Origin of the sequence: Streptomyces sp. JL2001 (genome assembly GCF_050917515.1) — a bacterium.
Taxonomy (GTDB): Bacteria; Actinomycetota; Actinomycetes; order Streptomycetales; family Streptomycetaceae; genus Streptomyces.
In genome coordinates this window covers 2,585,120-2,606,721 of sequence record NZ_CP169421.1, presented here as the reverse complement: position 1 = coordinate 2,606,721, position 21,602 = coordinate 2,585,120, and the positions used below count along the sequence as shown (strand labels likewise).

Annotated in this window: 19 protein-coding genes; 13 read left to right on the top strand and 6 right to left on the bottom strand. The window is 72.4% G+C overall.

The window, feature by feature from the left end:
• The first annotated feature begins 7 nt into the window (after window positions 1-7).
• The 10 genes from ACE1OA_RS11325 to ACE1OA_RS11280 all read left to right on the top strand — a co-directional run bounded on the left by ACE1OA_RS11325 (window position 8) and on the right by ACE1OA_RS11280 (window position 12,388).
• On the top strand, window positions 8-1,048 hold the full coding sequence (locus ACE1OA_RS11325; RefSeq protein ID WP_432752727.1) for a sulfotransferase: 1,041 nt from the start codon (window positions 8-10) through the stop codon (window positions 1,046-1,048).
• Window positions 1,045-1,815: an SDR family NAD(P)-dependent oxidoreductase gene (locus tag ACE1OA_RS11320; protein ID WP_432752726.1), complete on the top strand. Its 771-nt coding sequence runs from the start codon at window positions 1,045-1,047 to the stop codon at window positions 1,813-1,815. The genes ACE1OA_RS11325 and ACE1OA_RS11320 overlap by 4 nt, the downstream gene beginning before the upstream one ends.
• A 212-nt stretch (window positions 1,816-2,027) precedes the next feature.
• On the top strand, window positions 2,028-3,884 hold the full coding sequence (locus ACE1OA_RS11315) for a M20/M25/M40 family metallo-hydrolase (RefSeq protein WP_356779872.1): 1,857 nt from the start codon (window positions 2,028-2,030) through the stop codon (window positions 3,882-3,884).
• Window positions 3,881-4,477, top strand: coding sequence for an adenylyl-sulfate kinase (gene cysC, locus ACE1OA_RS11310; RefSeq protein ID WP_384869507.1), 597 nt, complete (start codon window positions 3,881-3,883; stop codon window positions 4,475-4,477). The genes ACE1OA_RS11315 and cysC overlap by 4 nt, the downstream gene beginning before the upstream one ends.
• A gap of 40 nt (window positions 4,478-4,517) precedes the next feature.
• Window positions 4,518-5,477, top strand: coding sequence for a sulfate adenylyltransferase subunit CysD (gene cysD / locus ACE1OA_RS11305; protein WP_384869505.1), 960 nt, complete (start codon window positions 4,518-4,520; stop codon window positions 5,475-5,477).
• A gap of 8 nt (window positions 5,478-5,485) precedes the next feature.
• On the top strand, window positions 5,486-6,805 hold the full coding sequence (locus ACE1OA_RS11300; RefSeq protein ID WP_356608514.1) for a sulfate adenylyltransferase subunit 1: 1,320 nt from the start codon (window positions 5,486-5,488) through the stop codon (window positions 6,803-6,805).
• A gap of 40 nt (window positions 6,806-6,845) precedes the next feature.
• A complete protein-coding gene (locus ACE1OA_RS11295) occupies window positions 6,846-7,067 on the top strand; it encodes a hypothetical protein (protein WP_356608416.1) in 222 nt (73 codons plus the stop codon).
• Window positions 7,068-7,143: 76 nt separating this feature from the next.
• Window positions 7,144-9,417 (top strand): TOMM precursor leader peptide-binding protein, encoded by a 2,274-nt coding sequence (locus ACE1OA_RS11290; protein WP_432752725.1) that lies wholly within the window; start codon window positions 7,144-7,146, stop codon window positions 9,415-9,417.
• Between the two features lie 30 nt (window positions 9,418-9,447).
• Window positions 9,448-11,046: a SagB family peptide dehydrogenase gene (locus tag ACE1OA_RS11285; RefSeq protein WP_432752724.1), complete on the top strand. Its 1,599-nt coding sequence runs from the start codon at window positions 9,448-9,450 to the stop codon at window positions 11,044-11,046.
• Window positions 11,047-11,194: 148 nt separating this feature from the next.
• On the top strand, window positions 11,195-12,388 hold the full coding sequence (locus ACE1OA_RS11280) for a sensor histidine kinase (protein ID WP_384869500.1): 1,194 nt from the start codon (window positions 11,195-11,197) through the stop codon (window positions 12,386-12,388).
• A 10-nt stretch (window positions 12,389-12,398) separates the two neighbouring features.
• On the opposite strand, the gene ACE1OA_RS11275 is transcribed toward ACE1OA_RS11280, so the two are convergent.
• From ACE1OA_RS11275 to ACE1OA_RS11255, 5 genes are all read right to left on the bottom strand, one after another.
• On the bottom strand, window positions 12,399-13,004 hold the full coding sequence (locus ACE1OA_RS11275; RefSeq protein ID WP_147980555.1) for a response regulator transcription factor: 606 nt from the start codon (window positions 13,002-13,004) through the stop codon (window positions 12,399-12,401).
• A gap of 359 nt (window positions 13,005-13,363) precedes the next feature.
• Window positions 13,364-13,876 (bottom strand): YdeI/OmpD-associated family protein, encoded by a 513-nt coding sequence (locus ACE1OA_RS11270; protein ID WP_432752723.1) that lies wholly within the window; start codon window positions 13,874-13,876, stop codon window positions 13,364-13,366.
• The gene (locus ACE1OA_RS11265) at window positions 13,873-15,789 is read right to left on the bottom strand and encodes an NAD(P)-binding domain-containing protein (RefSeq protein WP_384869496.1); all 1,917 of its coding nucleotides are present in this window, start codon (window positions 15,787-15,789) and stop codon (window positions 13,873-13,875) included. Before ACE1OA_RS11265 ends, ACE1OA_RS11270 begins: the two co-directional genes overlap by 4 nt.
• 99 nt (window positions 15,790-15,888) lie before the next feature.
• Window positions 15,889-16,416 (bottom strand): SRPBCC family protein, encoded by a 528-nt coding sequence (locus tag ACE1OA_RS11260; protein WP_384869494.1) that lies wholly within the window; start codon window positions 16,414-16,416, stop codon window positions 15,889-15,891.
• A complete protein-coding gene (locus tag ACE1OA_RS11255) occupies window positions 16,413-18,002 on the bottom strand; it encodes an aldehyde dehydrogenase family protein (RefSeq protein ID WP_384869492.1) in 1,590 nt (529 codons plus the stop codon). The genes ACE1OA_RS11260 and ACE1OA_RS11255 overlap by 4 nt, the downstream gene beginning before the upstream one ends.
• Before the next feature lie 234 nt (window positions 18,003-18,236).
• Between ACE1OA_RS11255 and ACE1OA_RS11250 the strand changes: the two genes are divergently transcribed.
• The 3 genes from ACE1OA_RS11250 (at window position 18,237) to ACE1OA_RS11240 (ending at window position 20,671) form a co-directional block, all read left to right on the top strand.
• On the top strand, window positions 18,237-18,995 hold the full coding sequence (locus tag ACE1OA_RS11250) for a hypothetical protein (RefSeq protein ID WP_356608432.1): 759 nt from the start codon (window positions 18,237-18,239) through the stop codon (window positions 18,993-18,995).
• Window positions 18,996-19,003: 8 nt separating this feature from the next.
• On the top strand, window positions 19,004-19,426 hold the full coding sequence (locus ACE1OA_RS11245; RefSeq protein ID WP_384869488.1) for a hypothetical protein: 423 nt from the start codon (window positions 19,004-19,006) through the stop codon (window positions 19,424-19,426).
• 132 nt (window positions 19,427-19,558) lie between these two features.
• Window positions 19,559-20,671, top strand: coding sequence for an endonuclease NucS domain-containing protein (locus ACE1OA_RS11240; protein ID WP_432752722.1), 1,113 nt, complete (start codon window positions 19,559-19,561; stop codon window positions 20,669-20,671).
• A gap of 22 nt (window positions 20,672-20,693) precedes the next feature.
• Here ACE1OA_RS11240 and ACE1OA_RS11235 read toward each other — a convergent pair whose 3' ends face one another.
• On the bottom strand, window positions 20,694-21,206 hold the full coding sequence (locus ACE1OA_RS11235) for an RICIN domain-containing protein (RefSeq protein WP_384869484.1): 513 nt from the start codon (window positions 21,204-21,206) through the stop codon (window positions 20,694-20,696).
• Window positions 21,207-21,602: the final 396 nt, after the last annotated feature.

Below are 21,602 nucleotides of genomic sequence, written 5' to 3'. Positions count from 1 at the left end.
CACCACCATGACAGGCCCCTCCCCGCGCGTCCTCTACATCACCGGATGGATGCGCAGCGGCAGCACCCTGCTCGGCAACGTCCTCAACGAGCTTCCCGGCGTCCGGCACGTCGGCGAGCTGTACTACCTCTGGCGCAACGGCGTCCTCGGCGCCGGCACCAACTCCAGCTGCGGGTGCGGCCTGCCGGTCCGCGAGTGCCCGCTCTGGTCCGGGGTCCTCGCGGAACTCCCGGAGGGGTCGGAGGAGGCCCTCGCGCACCGGATGGCCACCCTGCAGCAGGCACTGCTCCGCACCCGGCACACCCCGGCGCGGCTGGCCGAGGCCCGTGGTGAAAGGCCCACCGCCCCCGGTGTGACCGAACTCCTCGGCCACTCGGCGTCCGTCTACCGGCAGGTGGCCGCGCTCGGCGGCGACCGGCTGATCGTGGACGGCTCCAAGTACCCCGCGGAGGCCGCCGCCCTCCTCGGCCGCAGGGACCTGGACGTCCGGGTGCTGCACATCGTGCGGGACCCGCGGGCCACCGCCCTGTCCTACCGCAGTGCCAAGGACTACATCGACCCGATGTCCCCCGCGCGGAGCAGCGGGTACTGGACCGCCTTCAACCTCGCCTCGGAGCTGGTCGGCCGCACGGCCGGCGGACGCTACCTGAGGGTCCGTCACGAGGACCTGGCCCGCGACCCGCGGGGGGTGACGACCCGCGTCCTGCGCTTCGCGGGCCTGGACGACGAGTCCCCGGTGGACGCCGCCGGCCGGATCCCGCTCGGTGCCAACCACACCGTCACGGGCAACCCGGACCGGCTGCGCCGCGGTGTCACCCAGATCCGGCCCGACGAGCGCTGGCGCACCGCACTGCCCGGCACGGACATCGCGGCGGCCACGGCCGCGGCGGCGCCCCTGCTGAGCCGCTACGGCTACCCGCTCACCCCGGTCCGCCCGCTCCGGTCCGCCCGGACCGACCGGACGGCGGGGTCCGCCCGGGACGCCGGACCGGCCGCCCGGCCGGCCGCGCACGGCACCGGATCGCCCTCGCGGGGTGAGGCCGCGTGAACCTGGGCCTGGCGGGCCGGGCGGCGCTGGTCGCCGCCTCCAGCAGCGGCATCGGCCTCGCGGTGGCCCGGGTGCTGGCCGCGGAGGGCGCCGACGTGTCCCTCTGCGGCCGCGACCCCGAGCGGCTCGCCCGCGCCCACGAGGAGGTCGACGCCTGCGGGCCCGGCCGGGTGCTGAGCACCGTCGTCGACCTGTGCGACGAGGACGCGGCGGCCGGCTGGGTACGGCGCACCGCCGAGGAGTTCGGCGCCCTGCACGTGGTGGTCACCAACTCCGGCGGGGTGCCCTTCGGCCCCGTGGAGAGCTTCGAGGTCGCCGAGTACCGCCAGGCGGTGAACGGCAACCTGCTGCCGCACGTGTCGCTCTCGCTGGCCGCCGCGCCGTACCTGCGGGCGGCGGGCTGGGGCCGGATCGTCATGATCACCTCCGAGTCCGTGCGGCAGCCCCATCCGGGCAGCGGACTGTCCTCGGTGGCCCGGCTGGGGGTCCTCGGCTTCGCCAAGGGCCTCGTGAACGCCTTCGGGCCGGCCGGCGTCACCGTGAACGTCCTGGCGCCCGGCTTCCACCGCACCCCGATCCTCGACGTGCAGTACGGCGACAAGGTCGAGGAGCGCCTCGCGGAGGTCGCCGCCGGGATCCCGCTGGGCCGGATCGGCCGGGCCGAGGACCTGGGCGCCCTGGTGGCGTTCCTCGCCAGCGAGCAGGCCGCCTTCGTCACCGGCGGCGTGCTGGTCGCGGACGGCGGCAACACCCGCGGCATCGGCTGAACCCCGTCCGCGGGCACCGGGAGCCGCCCCGGTGACCCGCGGGGCCGGCCGGCCACCGGCCGGACACCACCCGCCTCCGCCCGTACGCCTCCGCCTGTACGCCCCCGGCCTTTCGCCGGACACCACCTCCGCCCGCCCACCCCACCCGGTCCCCTCTCGCTCCCGCCCGCCCTGGGTCCCGCCCACCGTCACCAGCCGAAGGAGTCCCGTCCATGCCAGCCCTCGGGGAAGTCGCCAGCTCACGCGAGGCCGCGCTCTACGTGGTCAAGCTGGGCAGCGCCACACTGCTGCACAGCCAGGTCTTCGACGAACTGCTCGAACTCAGCCGGCGCGGCGCGCGGCTGCTCGTCATCGCCGGGGGAGCGGCCGGCATCGCCGAGCACTACCGGCGCATCGGCCGCGACATCCGCACCCTGGTCTCCCGCAACGGCGACGAGATCCGCTACTGCCCCCCGGAGGAGATGCGGCACATCGTCGCCGCGTACGAAGAGGTCACCCTGCCCCTGGTGGAGGAGGAGCTCACCCGCCGCGGCCTGTCCGTCTTCGCCGCGGTCGCCCGCACCGGCGCCCTCGTCAAGGCGACCGTCAACGGCCCGATGCGGGTCCAGGAGGACGGCCGGACCCGCCTGGTCCGGGACCACCGGGCCGGCACCGTCAGCTCCGTGGACGTCCCCCGGCTCACCGGTCTGCTGTCCACCTTCGACGTCGTCTGCCTCTCCCCGCCGGTCGCCGACGCCGAGGGCGGCACCGCGCTCAACGTGGACGCCGACGTGCTCGCCGCCGAGGCCGCCCTCGCCCTGGACGCCGACCACCTGCGGCTGGTCACCGGCACCGCCGGACTGCTCACCGACCCGGCCGACCCCGCCAGCAGCCTGCGCCACCTCACCGAGGGGGAGGGACGGCGCTACGCCAAGGGCCGCATGCGCCAGAAGGTCCGCGCGGCCGAGATCGCCCTCAAGGGGACCTCCGACACGGCGATCACCGGCCCCCACACGCTGTCCGCCGCCGGCGCCACCTGGTTCTGGCGGGCCCCGGCGCCCGCCGCCGACCTCGACCTCCTCGCCCGCACGGTGGAGCTGTCCTCCGTCTCCCGCGACGAGCGGGAGATCGCCGAGTTCCTCGCCGAGTGGTGCGCCGAGCACGGGATCAAGGCCGAGATCGACGCCGCGAACAACCTGGTCGCCACCAAGGGCGCGGGCCCCCGCCGACTGCTGATGCTCGGCCACCTGGACACCGTCCCGCACCGTTGGCCGGTCCGCTGGGACGGCGAGGTCCTCTCCGGGCGCGGCTCGGTCGACGCCAAGGGCAGCCTGGTGACCTACCTCCAGACGCTCGCCGACTTCGACCCGCCCGAGGGGGTGGAACTGCGCGTGGTCGGCGCCGTGGAGGAGGAGATCACCGGCGCCGGAGCCTTCCACGTCCGGGACGCCTACCCCGCCGACGCGGTGATCGTGGGCGAGCCCAGCGGCGCGGAGGCGCTCACCCTCGGCTACTACGGCCTGGTCAAGGTCCGCTTCAGCGTGCGGGAACCCACCGGGCACACGGCCGGCGAGGGCGTCCGTACCGCGGGCGACCGCATGGTCGAGGTGCTCGCCGGCGTCCCCGCGGCCGTCGCCGCCCTCCACCCCGACGCGCTGACCGCCGTCCTCGGCGTACGGGCCCTGAACCAGGGCGACGCGCAGGCCGGCGAGGCCGTGGTCGACGTCCGCGTCCCGCCGGGTCTGGACGTGGACGAGACGGTGGCCGCCCTGCGGGCGCTGGCCGTCGAACCCGTCCGCTTCGACGTCCTGCGGGCCACCCCCGGAGTGACCACGCGACGCACCAGCCCGCTCGTCAAGGCGTTCCAACGTGCCTTCGCCGCAGCCGAGGTGACGCCCCGTTACCTCATGAAGAAGGGCAGCAGCGACATGAACACGCTGGCCACCACCTGGCGCGGCGTCCCCATGGTCGCCTACGGCCCCGGTGACGCCAAGCTCGACCACACCCCCGACGAACACCTCCACGCGGACGAGTTCCGGCGCGCCCAGCGCCTGCTGACCGCCGCGGTCCGAGAATGGAGCTTGATGTGACCGTCCTGACGGCCGCCCCCGGGCACGACCTCGCGGCCCCCGCCGTCCACTGCACCTGCTACCCCGGATCGACGCTCTGGCTCACCGGCCTGCCCAGCGCCGGCAAGACCACGATCGCGAACGCCGCGGCCGACCTGCTGCGCGCCCGCGGCCGGCGCGTCGAGGTCCTCGACGGCGACGAGCTGCGCCAGACCTTCTCGGCCGGCCTCGGCTACACCCGCGCCGACCGGCACAGCAACGTCGAACGCATCGGCCGCGTCGCCCAGGTCCTCGCCCGCAACGGCATCACGGTCCTCGTACCGGTCATCGCCCCCTACGCCGAGTCCCGCGACCTGGTGCGCTCCTGGCACCGCGACAGCGGCACCGACTTCCTGGAGGTGCACGTCGCCACCCCGCTGTCGGTGTGCTCCCGGCGCGACGTCAAGGGCCTGTACGCCCGCCAGGCGGCCGGCGAGATCAGCGGCCTGACCGGCGTCGACGACCCGTACGAGGAGCCCACCGCACCCGACCTGAGGATCCACTCCCAGACCCAGTCCGTCACCGATTCCGCGCAGGAGCTGCTCGCCCTGCTGTCCGCCCGGGGCCTGCTGTGAGCGAGACAGCCCCGGCCACCGCAAACGAAAGGAGCGCGGCATGACCGCCACGACGGTCACCCCGTTCGCAGCCCCGTCGCTGCCCGCCGTCCACACCGGGGACGCCTACGGGCTCTCCCACCTCGACGCCGTCGAGTCCGAGGCGGTGCACATCTTCCGTGAGGTCGCGGGCGAGTTCGAGCGGCCGGTGATCCTGTTCTCCGGTGGCAAGGACTCCATCGTCATGCTCCATCTGGCGCTGAAGGCCTTCGCCCCCGCACCGCTGCCCTTCTCCCTGCTCCACGTCGACACCGGGCACAACTTCCCCGAGGTCCTGGAGTACCGCGACCGCACGGTGGCCCGCCACGGGCTGCGCCTGCACGTCGCCTCCGTGCAGGACTTCATCGACGACGGCCGGCTGCGCGAACGCCCCGACGGCACCCGCAACCCCCTCCAGACCGTCCCCCTCCTCGACGCGATCACCACCGGCCGCTACGACGCCGTCTTCGGCGGCGGCCGACGCGACGAGGAGAAGGCCCGCGCCAAGGAACGCGTCTTCTCCCTGCGCGACGAGTTCGGCGCCTGGGACCCCCGCCGCCAGCGCCCCGAGCTGTGGTCCCTCTACAACGGCCGCCACGCCCCCGGCGAACACGTCCGCGTCTTCCCCCTGTCCAACTGGACCGAACTCGACGTCTGGCAGTACATCCAGCGCGAGGACATCGCCCTGCCCGAGATCTACTACGCCCACGAACGCGAGGTCTTCTCCCGCCACGGCATGTGGCTCGCCCCCGGCGACTGGGGCGGCCCGCGCGAGGGCGAACGACTGGAGACCCGCCGGGTCCGCTACCGCACCGTCGGCGACATGTCCTGCACCGGCGCCGTCGAGTCCACCGCCGCCACCGTCGAGTCCGTGATCGACGAGATCGCCGCCTCCCGGCTCACCGAGCGGGGCGCCACCCGCGCCGACGACAAGATGTCCGAGGCGGCCATGGAAGACCGCAAACGCGAAGGGTACTTCTAGCCGTGAACATCACCGAAGCGCCGAACGGCGCAGCCCGCGCCGCCGGTCCGCGCACCGCCGTGGACACCCTCCGGTTCGCCACCGCCGGCTCCGTCGACGACGGCAAGTCCACCCTGGTGGGCCGGCTGCTGCACGACTCCAAGTCCGTCCTCGCCGACCAGCTGGAGGCCGTCGAGCACGCCTCCCGCTCCCGCGGCCAGGAAGCACCCGACCTGGCCCTCCTCACCGACGGCCTGCGCGCCGAACGCGAGCAGGGCATCACCATCGACGTCGCCTACCGCTACTTCGCCACCACCCACCGCCGGTTCATCCTCGCCGACACCCCCGGCCATGTGCAGTACACCCGCAACATGGTCACCGGCGCCTCCACCGCCGACCTCGCCCTCGTCCTGGTCGACGCCCGCAACGGCGTCGTCGAACAGACCCGCCGCCACCTGGCCGTCGCCGCCCTGCTCCGCATCCGCCACGTCACCCTCGTGGTGAACAAGATGGACCTGGTGGACTGCTCCGAGGAGGTGTTCGCCCGCACCGCGGCCGCCTTCTCCGCGTGCGCCGCGGCGCTCGGCGTCGAGCGCGTGACCGCCATCCCGATCTCGGCCCTCGCCGGCGACAACGTCGTACGCCCCTCCGAGCGCATGGACTGGTACGCCGGACCCACCGTCCTGGAGCACCTGGAGTCGGTGCCGGTCGGCGCCGATCCCCGCACCGAGACCGCCCGCCTGCCGGTCCAGTACGTGATCCGCCCCGGCACCGCGGCGCACCCCGACTACCGGGGCTACGCCGGCCAGATCACCTCCGGCGTGCTGCGGGTCGGCGACCGGATCACGGCCCTGCCGTCCGGCGGCGTCAGCACCGTCGCCGCCATCGACACCCTGGACGGCACCACCACCGACACCGCCTGGGCGCCGCAGTCCGTGACCGTACGGCTCACCGACGACCTCGACATCTCCCGCGGCGACCTGATCGCCCCGGCCGTCTCCGCGCCCCACGCCGTCCGGCGCCTCACCGCGACCGTCTGCCACCTCGGCGAACAGCCGCTGTACGCCGGCCGCCAGGTGCTGCTGCGGCACACCACCCGCACCGTGCGGGCCGTCGTCGTGGAGATCTCCTCACGGCTCGACCTGGAGGACCTGTCCGAGCGCCCCGGCACCGACACGCTCGGCGTCAACGACATCGGCCGGATCGTCCTGCGCACCGCCGAACCGATCGCCCTGGACGGCTACGCCGACTTCCGGCGCACGGGATCGTTCCTGCTCGTCGACCCCGTCGACGGCGCCACCCTGACCGCCGGAATGGCGGACGGCCCGACCGCCGCGGAAGGGGTGTGACGCCCTCGCGAGATGACCATGAGAACTTCACGTCGGCCCGGTGACACAGGCACTGTCGGCCCTTCCGGCGGACCAGCAGACTCTTCCCCGTCAGCAGGAACACACCACCGGAAGGGCCGACATGAACCTCAACATCACCACCGCCGCCACCGCCGCCCCCGTCGTCGAGGACCTGGTCATCGAGGACTTCGGCGGAGCGGTCGTCGAGCAGTACCAGCCCGGCACCTGCATCTGCTGGACGGGCGACCTGCTCGCCGAGTAGCCCGCTCCACCCCGCACGACACGGCAACCGCGACACCGACCGTCCACAGGCCGCACACCAGACAGGGGGAAACACGGTGGCACATCGCCAGGGCACCACGAACGGACTCGGGTTCAAGCCTCATCTGAAGGCCGAAGTCGTCCCCGGAGAGGGCGTGTTCCTCATCTCCGAGCGCGGAGTCACCGCGCTGCGTGGATCCTGCGTCACCACTCTCGCCCCGCTCCTGGACGGCACCCGCACCCTCGACCGACTGATCGCCGACGCCGCCGGCACCCTCCCCGCCGACCAGGTACGCCAGGTCGTCACCCGGCTCCTCGGAACCGGCCTCCTCACCCACCGGGCACCGGACACCACCACCGCCGGCTCGGGCGAGGCCTTCTGGGAACTGGCCGGAGTGGACGGCGACGAGGCCGCACGCCGTACCGGCAGCGCCACCGTCGTGGGCATCGGCACCGGCTCCGAAGCCGGCCCCGGCACCGAGGAACTCCGCGCCGCCCTCGCCGCCGCCGGCCTGCGCATCCACCGCACCGGCACCGACACCGAGACACCCGGCCTGGCCGTCGTCCTGTGCGACAGCTACCTCGACCCCGCGCTGGCCGACCTGGACACCGCGTACCGCGCATCCGGCACCCCCTGGCTCCCCGTCCGCCTCACCGGCGAACAGCCCTGGATCGGGCCCGTGTTCCAGCCCGACGAAGGTCCCTGCTGGCAGTGCCTCGCCGAGCCGCTGCGCCGCAACCGCCCCGCGGAGACCTACCTCGGCCGGGCACTCGGCCGCCCCGTCAGCGTGCCCCCCTCCGGCCTGGCCGCCGGCCGCGCCGTCGGACTGCACCTCGCCTGCCTCGAAGCCGTCAAGTGGATGGCCGGACACCGCCACTCCGGCCAGAGCTCCCTGTGGACCATGGACACCCTCACCCTCGCCGGCCGCCACCACCCCGTTCGAAGACGCCCACAGTGCCCCACCTGCGGAGACCCCGAGGTGACCGCACGCCGCATCTGGGCCCCCGTCCGCCCGGTCAGCCGCCCCAAGTCCGGCACCGGCACCGGGGAGCGCTCCCTCACCCCCGAGGAGATGCTCGAACGGTACGGACACCTCGTCGACGAACTGACCGGTGTGGTCAAGGAGGTCCGCCGCGACCGGCGCGACCCCGGCTTCCTCAACTGCTTCCACTCCGGACACAACCCGGCCACCTCGCCCACCGGCCTCGCCGCGGTGCGCGCCGGCCTGCGGAGCCACAGCTCCGGCAAGGGCACCACCCCGCTGCAGGCCCAGGTCAGCGCCCTGTGCGAGGCCGTCGAACGCCACAGCGGCTACCGCCAGGGCGACGAACCCACCCTGCGGGCGTCCTACCGCGAGGTCGCCGAGCGGGCCGTCCACCCCGACACCGTCCAGCTCTTCGACCCCCGCCAGTTCCCCGACCGGGCCACCTGGAACGCCGAACACCCCCCGGCCCACCGGGTCTGCGCCCCCTTCGACGAGGACACCCCCGTCGACTGGACCCCGGTCTGGTCCCTGACCGCGGACCGCCACCGGCTGCTGCCCACCTCGATGCTCTACTACGACACCCCCTGCCCCTCCGGCTTCTTCTCCGCGCACTCCAACGGCACCGCCGCGGGCAGCTCCCGTGAGGACGCCATCGTGCAGGGGTTCCTGGAACTCGTCGAACGCGACGCCGTCGCCCTGTGGTGGTACAACCGCACCCGGCAGCCCGGCGTCGACCTCGCCTCCTTCGGCGACTCCTGGATCGAGGCGACCCGGGCCGCGCACACCGAACTGGACCGCGAACTCTGGGTCCTCGACCTCACCAGCGACCTCGGCGTCCCGGTCTTCGCCGCGCTGTCCCGCCGCACCGACAAGCCCGCCGAGGACATCACCCTGGGGTTCGGCGCCCACTTCGACCCCCGGATCGCCCTGCGGCGCGCCGTCGCCGAGGTCAACCAGATGCTGCCGCCCGTCGTGAACGTCACGGCCGACGGCGCCGGCTACACCTGCGACGACCCGGTGCCGCTGCACTGGTGGCGCACCGCCACCACCATCAACCAGCCCTATCTGCTGCCCGCCGGCCCCGACCGCACCCCCGCCGACTTCCCGTACACCCCGCGCACCGACCTGGCCGACGACGTGGCCGCCGCCGAGGCGCTCGCCCGGGGACTCGGCAGCGAGCTCCTGGTACTCGACCAGACCAGGGCCGACATCGGTCTCCCCGTCGTCAAGGTGATCGTGCCCGGACTGCGCACCTTCTGGACCCGCTTCGCCCCCGGCCGGCTCTTCGACGTACCGGTCCGGCTGGGCCGCCTCGCCACCCCGACCCGCTACGAGGACCTCAACCCGGTCCCGCTCTTCCTGTGACACCGTCGCGCCACCCGTGAGGTCCCGGTCATGAAGTCTTCCGCTCCGCCCGCACCGCGGGACACCCGGCTCATCGAACTCTGGTCGCTCCGTGAGGACACCACGGTGGAGACGGTGGCGGACGACCCCGGGACGGGCCTGGTCAGCACCCGCTGGGACGAGATCCGGCTCCCCATGGCCGACCCGGTGGTCTCCCGGGCCCTCGAACGCATGACGTACGGCCCGGTGTCGCTCGACAACGTCCTGCCCGGCTTCAGCGACACCCGCTCGCTGCCGGGAGACCCTCGCCGTGCCGCACTGCGCTCCACCCTGGAGGCGGTGCGGCACGCCGTGATCCGTACCCTCGCGCTCGCCGACGGCACCGAGCAGATGTCCGTCGTGCCGATCGTGCGCGAGGCCCGCTTCACCCCGCGGTCGGCCGCCCCGGACGGCGTCCACCGGCTCTCCCGGTTCGCCACCCTGCGCGTCGGATCCCACGACATGGTGCTCGAATCGCCGCTCAGCTCGCACCGGGTGCTGCTGCACACCGCGCAGGCCATGTGGCTGGTCAGCTGTTACGTCCGTCCCGCCTCGGTCCGCGAGACGGCCCGGCTGCTCGACGTGCCGCTCGACGTCGTGCGTACGGCGGTCGGCTACCTGGAGGCGGCGGGCATGCTCGTGCCGGCCGTCCGCCGCGCCGGTGCGGACCCGGCCGGCGCCGCGGGCCCCGACGCCGCGCGCGCGGCGGCCCCCGGCGCGGGCCGGGACGCCGTCACGGGCCCGGCGGACGGTCCGTGGAACCCGGAGTCCCACCCCCACCCCCTCGCCTTCGCCGAGGACCGCGACCCCGCGCTGGAGCACTGGTCGCCGCGCGAGCTGATGCTGCACAACCGCAGCAGGCCCGGCCTGCACGACGAGCCGCTCGGACTGGCCGGCGGGACGGCCGAGGCGCCGAAGGACGCCCGGGAGCACCCGGACTCCGACGCGGTGCCCCTGGTCCTCCCGGTGCCCGACCTCGACCTCGTCCTCGCCCGCGACCCGCGGCTCACCACCGTCCTCGAGTCCCGCCGGTCGGTCCGCGCCGACGGCGGACTCCCGCTGTCCCTGGCCCAGTTGGGCGAGCTGCTGTACCGCACGGCCCGCGCCCGCCCCGCGGCCGGCCGCCCCTACCCGAGCGCCGGCTCCGTCTACCCGCTGGAGCTGTACGTCACCGTCGCCGGCTCCGGCGAACTCCCGCGCGGCGCCTACCACTACGATCCGGCCGCCCACACCCTCTTCCCGCTGCGCACGGATCCGGCCTTGGTCGACGCGCTGCTGGAGGAGGCCGGCGCCAACGCCGGACTGAACGAGGAACCGCCCGTCCTGATCAGCATGACCGCCCGCTTCCGGCGGATGAACGTCGCCTTCCCCGGCATCGCCTACAGCGTGCTGCTCAAGGAGGTCGGAGCGCTCCAGCAGACGCTCTACCTGGTCTCCACCGCCATGGGCATCGGCCCGTGCGCCCTGGCGTTCGGCGACACCGCGACCTCCGCCCGCGCCTTCGGACTCGACTGGCGCGCCGAGTCGGGCGTCGGCGAGTTCGTCCTGGCCGCCGTGCCGACCGGAGCGGTTTCGGCCGAGTCCGGCGGAGCCGCCACGAGACGCCCTTGACCGGAGATACCGTCCCGGTACGTCACCTACTCCGCCTATGCTGCACTTCCCGTGCGAAAACGCAGTCGAGTAGGGAGCCCCTGTGCGATGGTCACGCCCCGCCGATTCAGACGCATTTCTCACTCATCGGGTCACCGAGGGCGGTGAGTTGGCGCCGCGCGTCGCCGGGACCATCACCGTCGTCGTCATCCTCTGCTTCTTCGCCGTCGCCCTGACCTACGCGGTGCGCGGCGGTTTCGGAGCGGGTGAACTCGTTTTGTGCGGCGTCCTGATGCTGATGCTGCTCTCCGTCCAGCTCAGCCATTCGTTCCCCGACTGGATACCGCGGGCGGCCCGTTACCGGCGGGCGACCCTCGCCTTCCAGGCCGTCCTCACCTTCGCCCCGTTCGCCCTGTTCGGTGCCGCCTGGCTGGGCATGCCGGGATTCCTGGCCGCGTCCTCCCTGCTCGTGCTGAGGTCGGCCGTCGGCTGGGCGGCCTTCGCCGCGGTCATCGTCGCCACCGGCGTCGTGCAGTTCGCCGTCGGGTACGGGGTCGGCCAGCTCGCCTACAACACGGTCGCCACCATGCTCACCGGCCTGGTGGTCTACGGCCTCAGCCGGCTGTCCGGCCTGATCCGCGAAGTGCAGGCGGCGCGCGAGGAACTGGTCCGGCTGGCCGTCACGCAGGAACGTCTCCGCTTCGCACGCGACCTGCACGACCTGCTCGGTTTCAGCCTCTCCACCATCACGCTCAAGTGCGAACTCGCCCACCGGCTCGTACGGGTGGCGCCCGAGCGCGCCGAGATGGAGATCACCGAGATCGTCCAGACCGCCCGCCAGGCCCTCACCGACGTCCGCTCGGTGGCCAGCAGCTACGTCCAGATGAACCTCAACCGCGAGGTGGAGTCGGCCGGTTCGCTGCTGCGCGCGGTGGGCATCCGCACCGACATCCGCGTCACCCAGGAACCGCTGCACGCCTCCGTCGACACGGTCCTCGCGACCGTGCTGCGCGAGGGCGTGACGAACCTGCTGCGGCACAGCAAGGCGCAGCACTGCGTCATCGAGGCGCGGCACGAGGACGGGACCGTCCGGCTGTGCATCTCCAACGACGGTCTGCGCGACCGCGACGCCTCCCACTGCCCCGAGGGCGAGGGCGTCACGGGCGGCGTCGGACTGCGCAGCCTCGCCATCCGCGCCGAGGCGCTGGGCGGGCAGCTCTCCTGCCGTGTCCGCCCGGACGGCTGGTTCGAACTCGCGGTGGACCTCCCGGTCCAGGCCGCCACCGGAACGGCCCCGGCGGAGGACGCCCCGGCCACCGCCGCCGAGGACGCCGGACCGGACCTCGCGCCCGCGGAGGGCTGAGGGGGATCCGTCAGAGCCAGCCGGCGTCCCGGGCGATGCGGACCGCGTCCATGCGGTTGCGGGCGTTGAGCTTCGTCACCACCGTGGTCAGGTAGTTGCGCACGGTCCCGGCGGACAGGAAGAGCTTCCGCGCGATCTCCGGCGCGTCCAGGCCCTGGGCCGCCAGGCGCAGCACCTCGCTCTCCCGGGCGCTCAGCGGACTGCCACCGGTCTGCAGCGTGGCCAGCGCGAGCTGCGGGTCCACGACCTGCTCCCCGGCGACCACCTGGTGGATCGCGGCGGCGAGCCGGGTCGGGTCGGCGTCCTTGAGCAGGAACCCCGACACCTTGGCCTCCAGCGCCCGACGCAGGTTCCCCGGCCTGCCGAGGCTGGTCAGGATGATCGTCCTGCAGGCCGGCAGTTCCCGGCTGAGCAGCTCCGCGGCCCGGATGCCGTCGATGCCGGGCATGTCGATGTCCAGGACCGCCACATCGGGCCGGGTCTCCAACGCGACCGGGAGCACCCGGTCCCCGTTGTCCGCCTCACCGACCACCTCGATGCCGTCCTCCAGCTCCAGCAGCGATACCAGGGCCCGCCGCAGCATCAGCATGTCGTCCGCGAGCAGCACTCGGATCACAGTAAGTCCCCCCTCACGGACCCCCCGTGAGGCCCGTTCGCGAGGTGAATGCTACTGGGGGAAGGGCGAATTGGCGGATAATCGACCTTTGTTGACGGTGTCCTCCCAGGTCAGCGGGTCGGTACGGACACGGTCGCCGCCGCGGAAGCCCTCGCTCCTGACCACATCGCTCACCGCGGGGGCGGGTCCGGCCGCGCCCGACGGCGACGGGGGAGCGGGCGCCCGACGGCGACGGGGAAGCGGCCGCGGTGGCCGGCGGGCGCGCCCGGACCGTGGGCTCAGGCCCCCTTCCGGGGCCCCTGCGGCGGGTCGCCCGCCGCGAGCCGATCGACGTACCCGGCGATCCGCCGGGCCCGGGTCTACGGCCGCACGGCCTTCTCCACCTGGAGAAGGATCTGGTAGCGGTTGCTCCGGCTCAGCGCCTCGAAGGCGGCCGCCGCACCCGGCGCCGCGTCCAGTGCCGCCCGCAGGTCCGACGGGACCTCCGCGGTGCTCTGGGGCGCGTACGCGGCGGCCCACCGTCCGTCGGCCTTCGCCAGCTCGACCTGAACCAGGCCCGCCGGCCGCATCCGGCCGGCGGACTCCAGCTTCCCCACCTTGGCGCAGTTGATCCGCGACCAGGGACTGCGGCGCTTGCGGGGCGAGAAGCGCTGCGCCCACCAGCCGTCCGGCACGTTCCCCGAGAACGCCTTGCCGTCGATCCAGCCGTAGCAGAGCGCCACGTCCAGGGCTTCGGACCGGGTGACCGACGGCACCGGCGTGCCCTTCTTCGGCAGGGCGAGCCACACCTCCTCCGCCGTCGCGTGGTGCGCCTCCATCCAGGCGGTGAACTCCTCGACCGAGGCGCAGCGCAGGTTGTCGTCCGTCGTCATGCGGCCGTGTCCACCTCCACGCTCCGCTCCGCGGCCGCGGCGGTCGCCGTGGTGGACCGCTCCGCGTCCGGTACGGCGTTGAGCGGCCGGCCCTGGGCCTCCGCCTCCGCCTTGACGCGCTCCAGCGTCCTGCGCATGCCCTCGCGCAGCTCCTCGGTGTGGTTCTCGTAGCCGCCCAGCATCATCTCGGCGAAGGACGCCGTGCGCTTGCGCTGGCCCGCGTTCTGCCCGGAGACGTCCCACACCTCGGTGAGCAGCGTGCCGCCCCGCCCGTCCCGTTCCAGCCGGTAGCCCCAGCGCACCCCGTTGGTCGTGGTGTGGAACGCGAAGGACTTGCCGCGCTCCGACTGCTCGACCGTGTTGGAGGTGATCCAGAAGACCCGGCCCCGCCGGTTGATCCCGATGAAGCGCGCGCCGACCCCGCGCTTCGAGCCGCGCCAGTAGCAGCGACGGCACTCCGGGCTCCACTGCCCCATCCGCGTCACGTCGCTGATCAGGTCCCACACCACCTCGGGGGCGGCGTCGATCCGGATCGACACCTCCTCGGGGCGGTAGTCGACGAGCGACGGCTCCACGGCCGCGCCGCGCCCCTTCTTCGCCAGCCGGGCGCCGCGGCGCCGCACCCCGCGCAGCTCGGCCAGGTACGGGTAGTGGTCCACCTGCATCGTGTGGCGCTTGGAGGTGATGTAGCGCTTGGCGAGCTTCTCCTTGTACCGGGTGATCTCGCGGCGCATCTTCTCCACCGACGGCAGGGCCGCCCGGCCCTGGAGCAGGTCCGCCACCCAGTGCGACTGCGCCTCGGCGAGCACCGTGGTCGCGCCCAGCGGCTGGAAGAGGCCGACGAAGTACAGACCGGAGTGCTGCGGGTCGACCACCCGGTGGAAGAGGGAGACGTCGTTGTCCGTCGGGGCCATCACGGACTCGTCCAGGAACGGGAAGCTGACCTTGTAGCCGGTGCTGTAGATGACCGCGTCGATCACCTCGCTGCTGCCGTCGGTGAAGTGCACGGTGTCGCCGTCGAAGTGGGAGACGTTCGGCTTGACGGACAGGCCGCCGTGGCCGAGGCGGGGGAGCAGCGACTCCGAGACGGTCGGGTGCGAGTTGAACAGCTTGTGGCCCGGCTCGGGCAGGCCGAAGTCGGTGACCTTGCCGATCGTCATGCGCAGCAGCGCGGCCATCACCCAGCGCTGCGTCTCGCGAGGCATGACCCGGGTGATGAAGGGGCTGATCATGTCGTCGCCCGGCTTGCCGAACATGAACTTCGGGAAGACGTAGCCGCCGGTCCGGATGGACAGGAACGTGCGCTCCGAGACGGTGGAGGTCTCCACCGCGATGTCCGAGGCCGAGTTGCCGAAGCCGAGGACGAGCACCCGCTTCCCGGCGTACTCGTCGGGGACCTTGTAGTAGTGCGAGTGGATCTGGGTGCCGGTGAAGCCGTCCGCGCCGGGGAACGCGGGCTCGGGGTCGCGCGGGTCCCAGTGGTGGCCGTTGGCCACGATCACCGAGCCGTAGTGGCGCACGGTCTCCTCGCCGGTGTCGCGGTGGCGCGCCGTGACGGTCCAGCCGCCGCCCTCGGCGGGCTCCACGTGGGTGACCAGGGTGCGGAAGGCGATCGCCTCGCGGAAGCCGAAGTGGTCGACGTAGTCGTCCAGGTAGCGGGCGATCTGGACGTGGTCCGGGTAGTGCGGGTAGTCCTTCGGCATCGGGTAACTGCGGTACTCCGACAGCTTCTTCGACGTGTTGATGTGCAGGGAGCGGTAACCCGAGGACATCCCGTTGTCGTTGAGGTAGCGCCAGTTGCCGCCGACCTGGGAGCCGGCTTCGTACGCGTCGAAGGGGATCCCGCGTTCGTGCAGGACCTGGCAGGCGGCGAGTCCCGACCAGCCCGCTCCGATGATGCAGACGTTCTCCATGGTGTGTGCTTCTCCTTGTGGGCCGAGACCGGTCGGTGCTGCCGACCGGTGGGGTCAGGACTGCCGGAGGTGCTGGGTCCGGTCCGCCGACCGGCGTGGTCAGGACTGCCGGAGGTGCTCGGTGGGGTCGCCGAGGTGGTAGTGGCCGTCGGTGACCCGCACGGGACCGCCGGCGACGGCGGTGACGACCTGGTGCGCGCTGCGGACCAGGACGTGCCCGACGGCCGAGTCGATCGCGCCGGCGAGATGGGGCACGCTCGTGCGGTAGCTGATCTCGAAGGCGACCTCGCTGCCGCCGCCGGGGACATCGGTGCTCGTCCAGGACCCCTTGAACTCCTGGAAGTCCCCGCTGACCTGCTCGAAGGCGATCCGGTGCGAACCGTCGCCCGCCGGACCGGTGCGCCGGACGTCCTGGACCCAGCCGGCCGTACCGCCGCGGAAGGCGAGCACCCAGGCCTGCCGCCCGTCCCCGCCCCCGCTCCCGTCTCCCGCACCGGCCGCGTCCCCGTCGGCGGAGACGGACAGGATGTCCTCGGCGTACGAGGGGAAAGCCGTCTGGTCGGCGAGGCGCTCGATCACCTCGGCGGCCGTCGCCGGCACCGTGACCTTCAGTACGCGGGTGGTCATGACGCATGCTCCTTGTCGGATGCCGGGCGCAGGATGCTCACGCCCTGCAGCCGTGTGGTGCGCAGCATCGGGTGGCTCGCCTCTCCGAAGGCCCCGCCGGTGAGGCCCGGGCCGCCCTGGTTGGGCAGGAAGGGGACGAAGCCGCTGTGCGAGTCGTTGATCTTCAGGTTTCCGGCGTTGGTGACGCCGTCCAGGAAGCGCCCGACCATCTCCGGGTCGCCGGACCAGACGGAGTTGCGCAGGCCGTACGCGTTCGAGTTGACGAACTCGAGCACCTCGGCCAGCAGCTCCTCGTCCGAGGAACCGGCCTCCGGCACGATGATCGGCAGCAGCGGGAAGAAGGTCTCGTCGCGTACGACGGAGAGGGACCGGGCACCCCGCATCCCGTCGACCCGGACGACGGTCGGCTCGACGAAGAACCCCGTGTTCGACGGCGTCCCGTCCACCTCCAGCCGGCGTCCGCCGTGCACGAGCTTCGCGCCCTTGGCGAGCGCCTCGCCGAGGCAGCCGTAGAACCAGTCGACGCCGAGCACCGGGGTGAGCACCACACCGGGCTCGTCGGGGAAGCCGGGCCTGATCTCGGCCGTGGCCTCGACGACCCGGGCGATCAGCTCGTCGGCGATCGCCGGGTGGGCGACGACCTGGTTGGGCACGTTGCAGATCTGGCCGGAGTTCAGGAAGAACTGCGTGATGGACTCCACCGCCGCGTCGAGATCGGCGTCGTGCCACACCACGCAGCAGTCGTTGCCCGCGAGCTCCAGGATCGGCTTCTTGCCCGCCGCGACGGCGTCGGCCTCGAACTCCAGGCCCTTCTTGCTGCCGCCGAAGTAGAGGACGTCGTCGACGTGCTCGCTGGCCAGCCAGGTCTCCAGCATCGGCGCCCCGCAGAACGCGTTGACCGTACCGGCCGGCGCGCCCATCTCCTCCAGCACCGGGGCCACGACCTCGCGCATCGCGTACATGCAGCTGAGCGCGACGCCGCGCGGCGCCCGCACCACCACGGTGTTGCCGGCGAGCAGGGCGGTGAGGCCGTTCAGCGCGTTCACGGTCGCCGCGTTCTGCGGCGGGTTGATGCACACGACGCCGTCGGGAAGGCGCCGCAGAATCATCTCCCGCTCGCCGTCACGGCGCCGGAACTCCAATTGCTCCGCGCACCATTCGAGCGTCTCCTTGCTCCAGCTGGTGAACGGAATTCCGGTGAGCATTCCCTCGGCCGCGTCCCGGGGAGTCCCTTCCGCGACCAGGATCTCGACGAGCGGCGCACGGTGCTCCAGAAGCCGCTCACCGATGCGCCGCCCCACCTCCAGACGCCGCTCCAGCGGCACCAGACGCCACTCGGCGGCTGCGCGTGCGGCCGCCTCCAGCGCCTGCTGCGCCATGCTCTCGTCGGCCACCACACAAGCTCCGACGACCTGTTCCCCGGCCGTATCCGGACTGACGATCCCCAGATCGAGGTCGCGCTTGAGACGCAGGCTGGGGAAGGTGTCCTCGATCAGGGCACGGGCCGTCACGGTGTGCACGAACTGCGGATTGTCGCCGGTGATGTCCTGGCCACCGATGTAGGCCGGATATACCCCGAACTTCATTTCGCCTCCTTCGGTCAGTCCGAATACGGCTGACGTTTCCGTTCACGCTAGGGCGACGGGGAGGGGGCAACAATGCGCTCCGGATCAGGCCTCCTTATCGAAGCGATGGAACGACCGCCGGCGGACCACCGGGGGCAGGCACCCGGTGAACTGCCGATCTGAGCAACGTAGTTGACTAGAATCGGCAGCCGGCGCGATCGACGCGTCCGGTCGGACCTCGGGGGAGGGAACGGCATGGAGACGGCACGGGTCTTCTTCGGCCTCGCGGCGCCGCTGGTGGTCTCGTGGGAACGCGACTGGTTCAGGGACCGACCCTGGCCGGCGATCCTCCTCACGCTCGCGTACGGCGGTTACGCCATCGCCCCGTACCGGCACGAGACGAAACCCTGGATCGCCCTCGCGGCGGCCGGACTCCTGGCCCTGGGCGCGGCGATCCTCCTCCACCGCCCGGGCACCCTGTCCCCCGGCTTCTCCGTCACCACCCCGGTGACCCTCGGGCCGATGAGCGGCGCGAGGAAGAGCGGCGCGTTCGTCATCGGGCTCGCGGGGCTCACCGGACTCTGGGCGGCGGCCCCGACGACGGTGGACCTCGGCAACCGGCTGCTGCTGAGCGACCGGGTGACGGTGATGTTCTCCGCCATGCTGCTGGCGGTGTTCGGCGGAGGCTCCCTCGTGAAGGCCGCGACGGACCCGGTGGAACGGGAGATCCACGCCCTGGCCGCCGGGCCCGCGAAGACGATGGCCCTCCAGCTGATCGACAGCGGCGGCCGGAACATCGGCCTCTTCGAACGCGGGATCCTGTTCCTCTTCCTCGCGGCCGGCCAGCCGGAGGCGGCGGCACTCGTCCTCGCGGCCAAGGCACTCGCCCGCGCCCCCGTCGACCACGTCAATCACGCCTCGAAGTACTTCCTCGTCGGTACGCTGGTCAGCGTCCTCGCTGCGGCGGCCATGAGCATGGCGGCACGCACAGCGGTCGGGCTGTCCGCCCTGTAGGAGGTTCGGTGGTTCCGTTGGAGCTCAGGCGGCACCCCCTCGTCCACCGGCTGCTCTCCCTGGAACTTCCCCCCACCGACTACGTGGTGGCGGGAAGCGGGCCCCTGCTTGCCCACGGCCTCCGGGACGAGGTCAGCGACCTGGACGTCGTGGCGCGCGGCGACGCCTGGAAGATCGCCCTGACCCTCGCCCCGGCCACCCCGGCCGCCTCCGGCCACGGCCTCGTGGTGCCGCTCTTCGACGGCACCGTCGAGGTCTTCGACCACTGGCTCCCCGGAGGCCCCGACACCGACGCGCTGATCGACGGCGCCGAGATGATCCAGGGCATCCCCTTCTGCCCCCTGCCGGAGGTCCTCGCCTGGAAACTCCGCTCGGGCCGGGCGAAGGACCAGGCGGACATCAGGGCGATGCGGAAGCACCTGGGGCTCTAGTGCCGCAGTCCGGGCGGGGTTTTGCCGACAGGCCGCGTCCGGCGCCCGCGGACGGCATACTGACTCCCGCTCGGCCGATCCGGACCTGAACCGAAGCCGCAGGGACGTGAACCGGGTGGAAGGGGACGGGACATGCCGCTCGAATTCGGACTGTGGCGGGTGGACGACACACCCGTACGCGTCGCCACCCGGGCCATGCCCCAGGAATCCCGCCTGGAGCAGTTCATCGAGGCCGACCCGGGCATCCTCGGGTCCCCGCTCCTGCTGATCGGCCGGCAGGTGACCACGCAGTACGGCAAGATCGTCGACCTGCTCGGGATGGACGCCGAAGGCGGCCTGCACGTCCTCGAACTCAAGCGGGACCGCACGCCCCGCGAGGTGGTGGCGCAGGTCCTCGACTACGGCTCCTGGGTCCAGGACCTCACCAACGAGCAGATCCGCGACATCTACGCCTCGTACGCCCGCGGGCGGGGTCTGCCGGCGGAGCTGGACGAGGCGTTCGCGCTCCGGTTCGGCGGCAGCCCGCCCGAGGTCCTGAACGCGAACCACGCCCTGACCGTCGTGGCGAGCGAGATCGACCCGGCGACCGAACGCATCGTCACCTACCTGGCGTCCGGCTTCCAGGTACCGGTCAACGTGCTCTTCTTCCGCTACTTCGAGGACGAGGGCCGCTCCTACCTGGCGCGCACCTGGCTCATCGACGAGACGGAGGCCGCCGCACCACCGGCCGGCGGCAAGCGGCGCGGCAAGCAGGAGCCGTGGAACGGGACGGACTGGTACGTCTCCTTCGGCGACGATTCCGACGGGCGGGACTGGGACGACGCCCTGCGCCACGGGTTCGTCTCGGCTGGCGGCGGCGACTGGTTCTCCCGCACGCTCCGCTCCCTGCCTCTCGGGGCCCGGGTGTTCACGCACATCCCCAAGACGGGTTACGTGGGCGTCGGCACGGTCTTCGGTGAGCCGCAGCCGTTCGCCGACGCCCTCCTCGACGTCGACGGCGAGACCCGCCGGATGGCGGACCTCCCGCTGAAGGGCACCTACCGACGGGCCGGCGACGAGGCGGACGGCACGGACGAGGACCGCCGCGAATGGATCGTCCCCGTCACCTGGGAACGCGCCGTCCCCCGCGCCCGGGCGCTGTGGCGCCCGGGCTTCTTCGCCAACCAGAACTCGGCCTGCAAACTCCGGGCCCGCTTCACGATCGAGGAGGTCTCCCGCCACTTCGGCCTTACGGAGGAGGGATGACGGGGGACCTTCCGTCACCGACTCAGATGGACCAGTTCTGCTCCGGGACCTGGCCGTAAGCGCAGGTCCACAGGGTCAGGTAGACGCCGTTCGCCATCGAACCACCGTAGTTCGTGATGCACTTGGCTCCCCAGGTCGTGTAGACACGCGCCGGGTAGTTGGCGACGACGAAACGCTGCGGCGAACCGTAGCTCCAGTCACAGGTCCAGAGCGTGAGCACGGCGCCGTTGCTGCTGCTGGCGTTTCCCTGGGGGGTGAGGCACTTCCCGCTCGCCTCGTGCACGATGTACTGGCCCTGGTAAGTCCACTGCTGCAGGTCGGATCCGGTACAGCTCCAGGTGGTGATGATGGTGCCGTTCGCCGTGCTGTTCCCCTTCGGCGTCGCGCACAGGCTTCCGGCCCCGACGTAGTAGTTGTTGGCCAATTGGTTGTACGTGATGGCCTGGGCGCTGCCGGCGTTCAGGCCCAGCATCGCCAGCAGGGCGATGAGAACAGCCGAGATCCGGGTCTTCATATGCGTACGTCCTCTGTTCATGCCTGGCGTCTCAGTCGCGCAAGAGAGGCAGGACTCGCTTGCCCTCGGCCTGCGGCGCACCCGCCAGGGGTGACGGCTCGGGCGGGCGTCGCTGCTCGCCCGCGGTACTTGAACCTAGGGATGACGACGGGACGACAGTGTGCGTGGCGTGCACGGCTTCTCCACATACCGTGCTGTCCCGTTCCGTCCTGATAGGTACGTGTTCTCACGAATCTGCGGCACGAAGCCGGCGCTCACGGCGGTGTCCGCGTCTCCGGCTCGACACCATTGCCGTGCTTGCGGGGCGCCCGCGCGATGACCCGCCGGGTGGGCTCGGCGATCGGCTCTCCACGCACGGACGGTACGGGCGACGACAGTCGTGCTCTTCAGCGGAGGCAGGTCTCTCTTCTTCGGGCC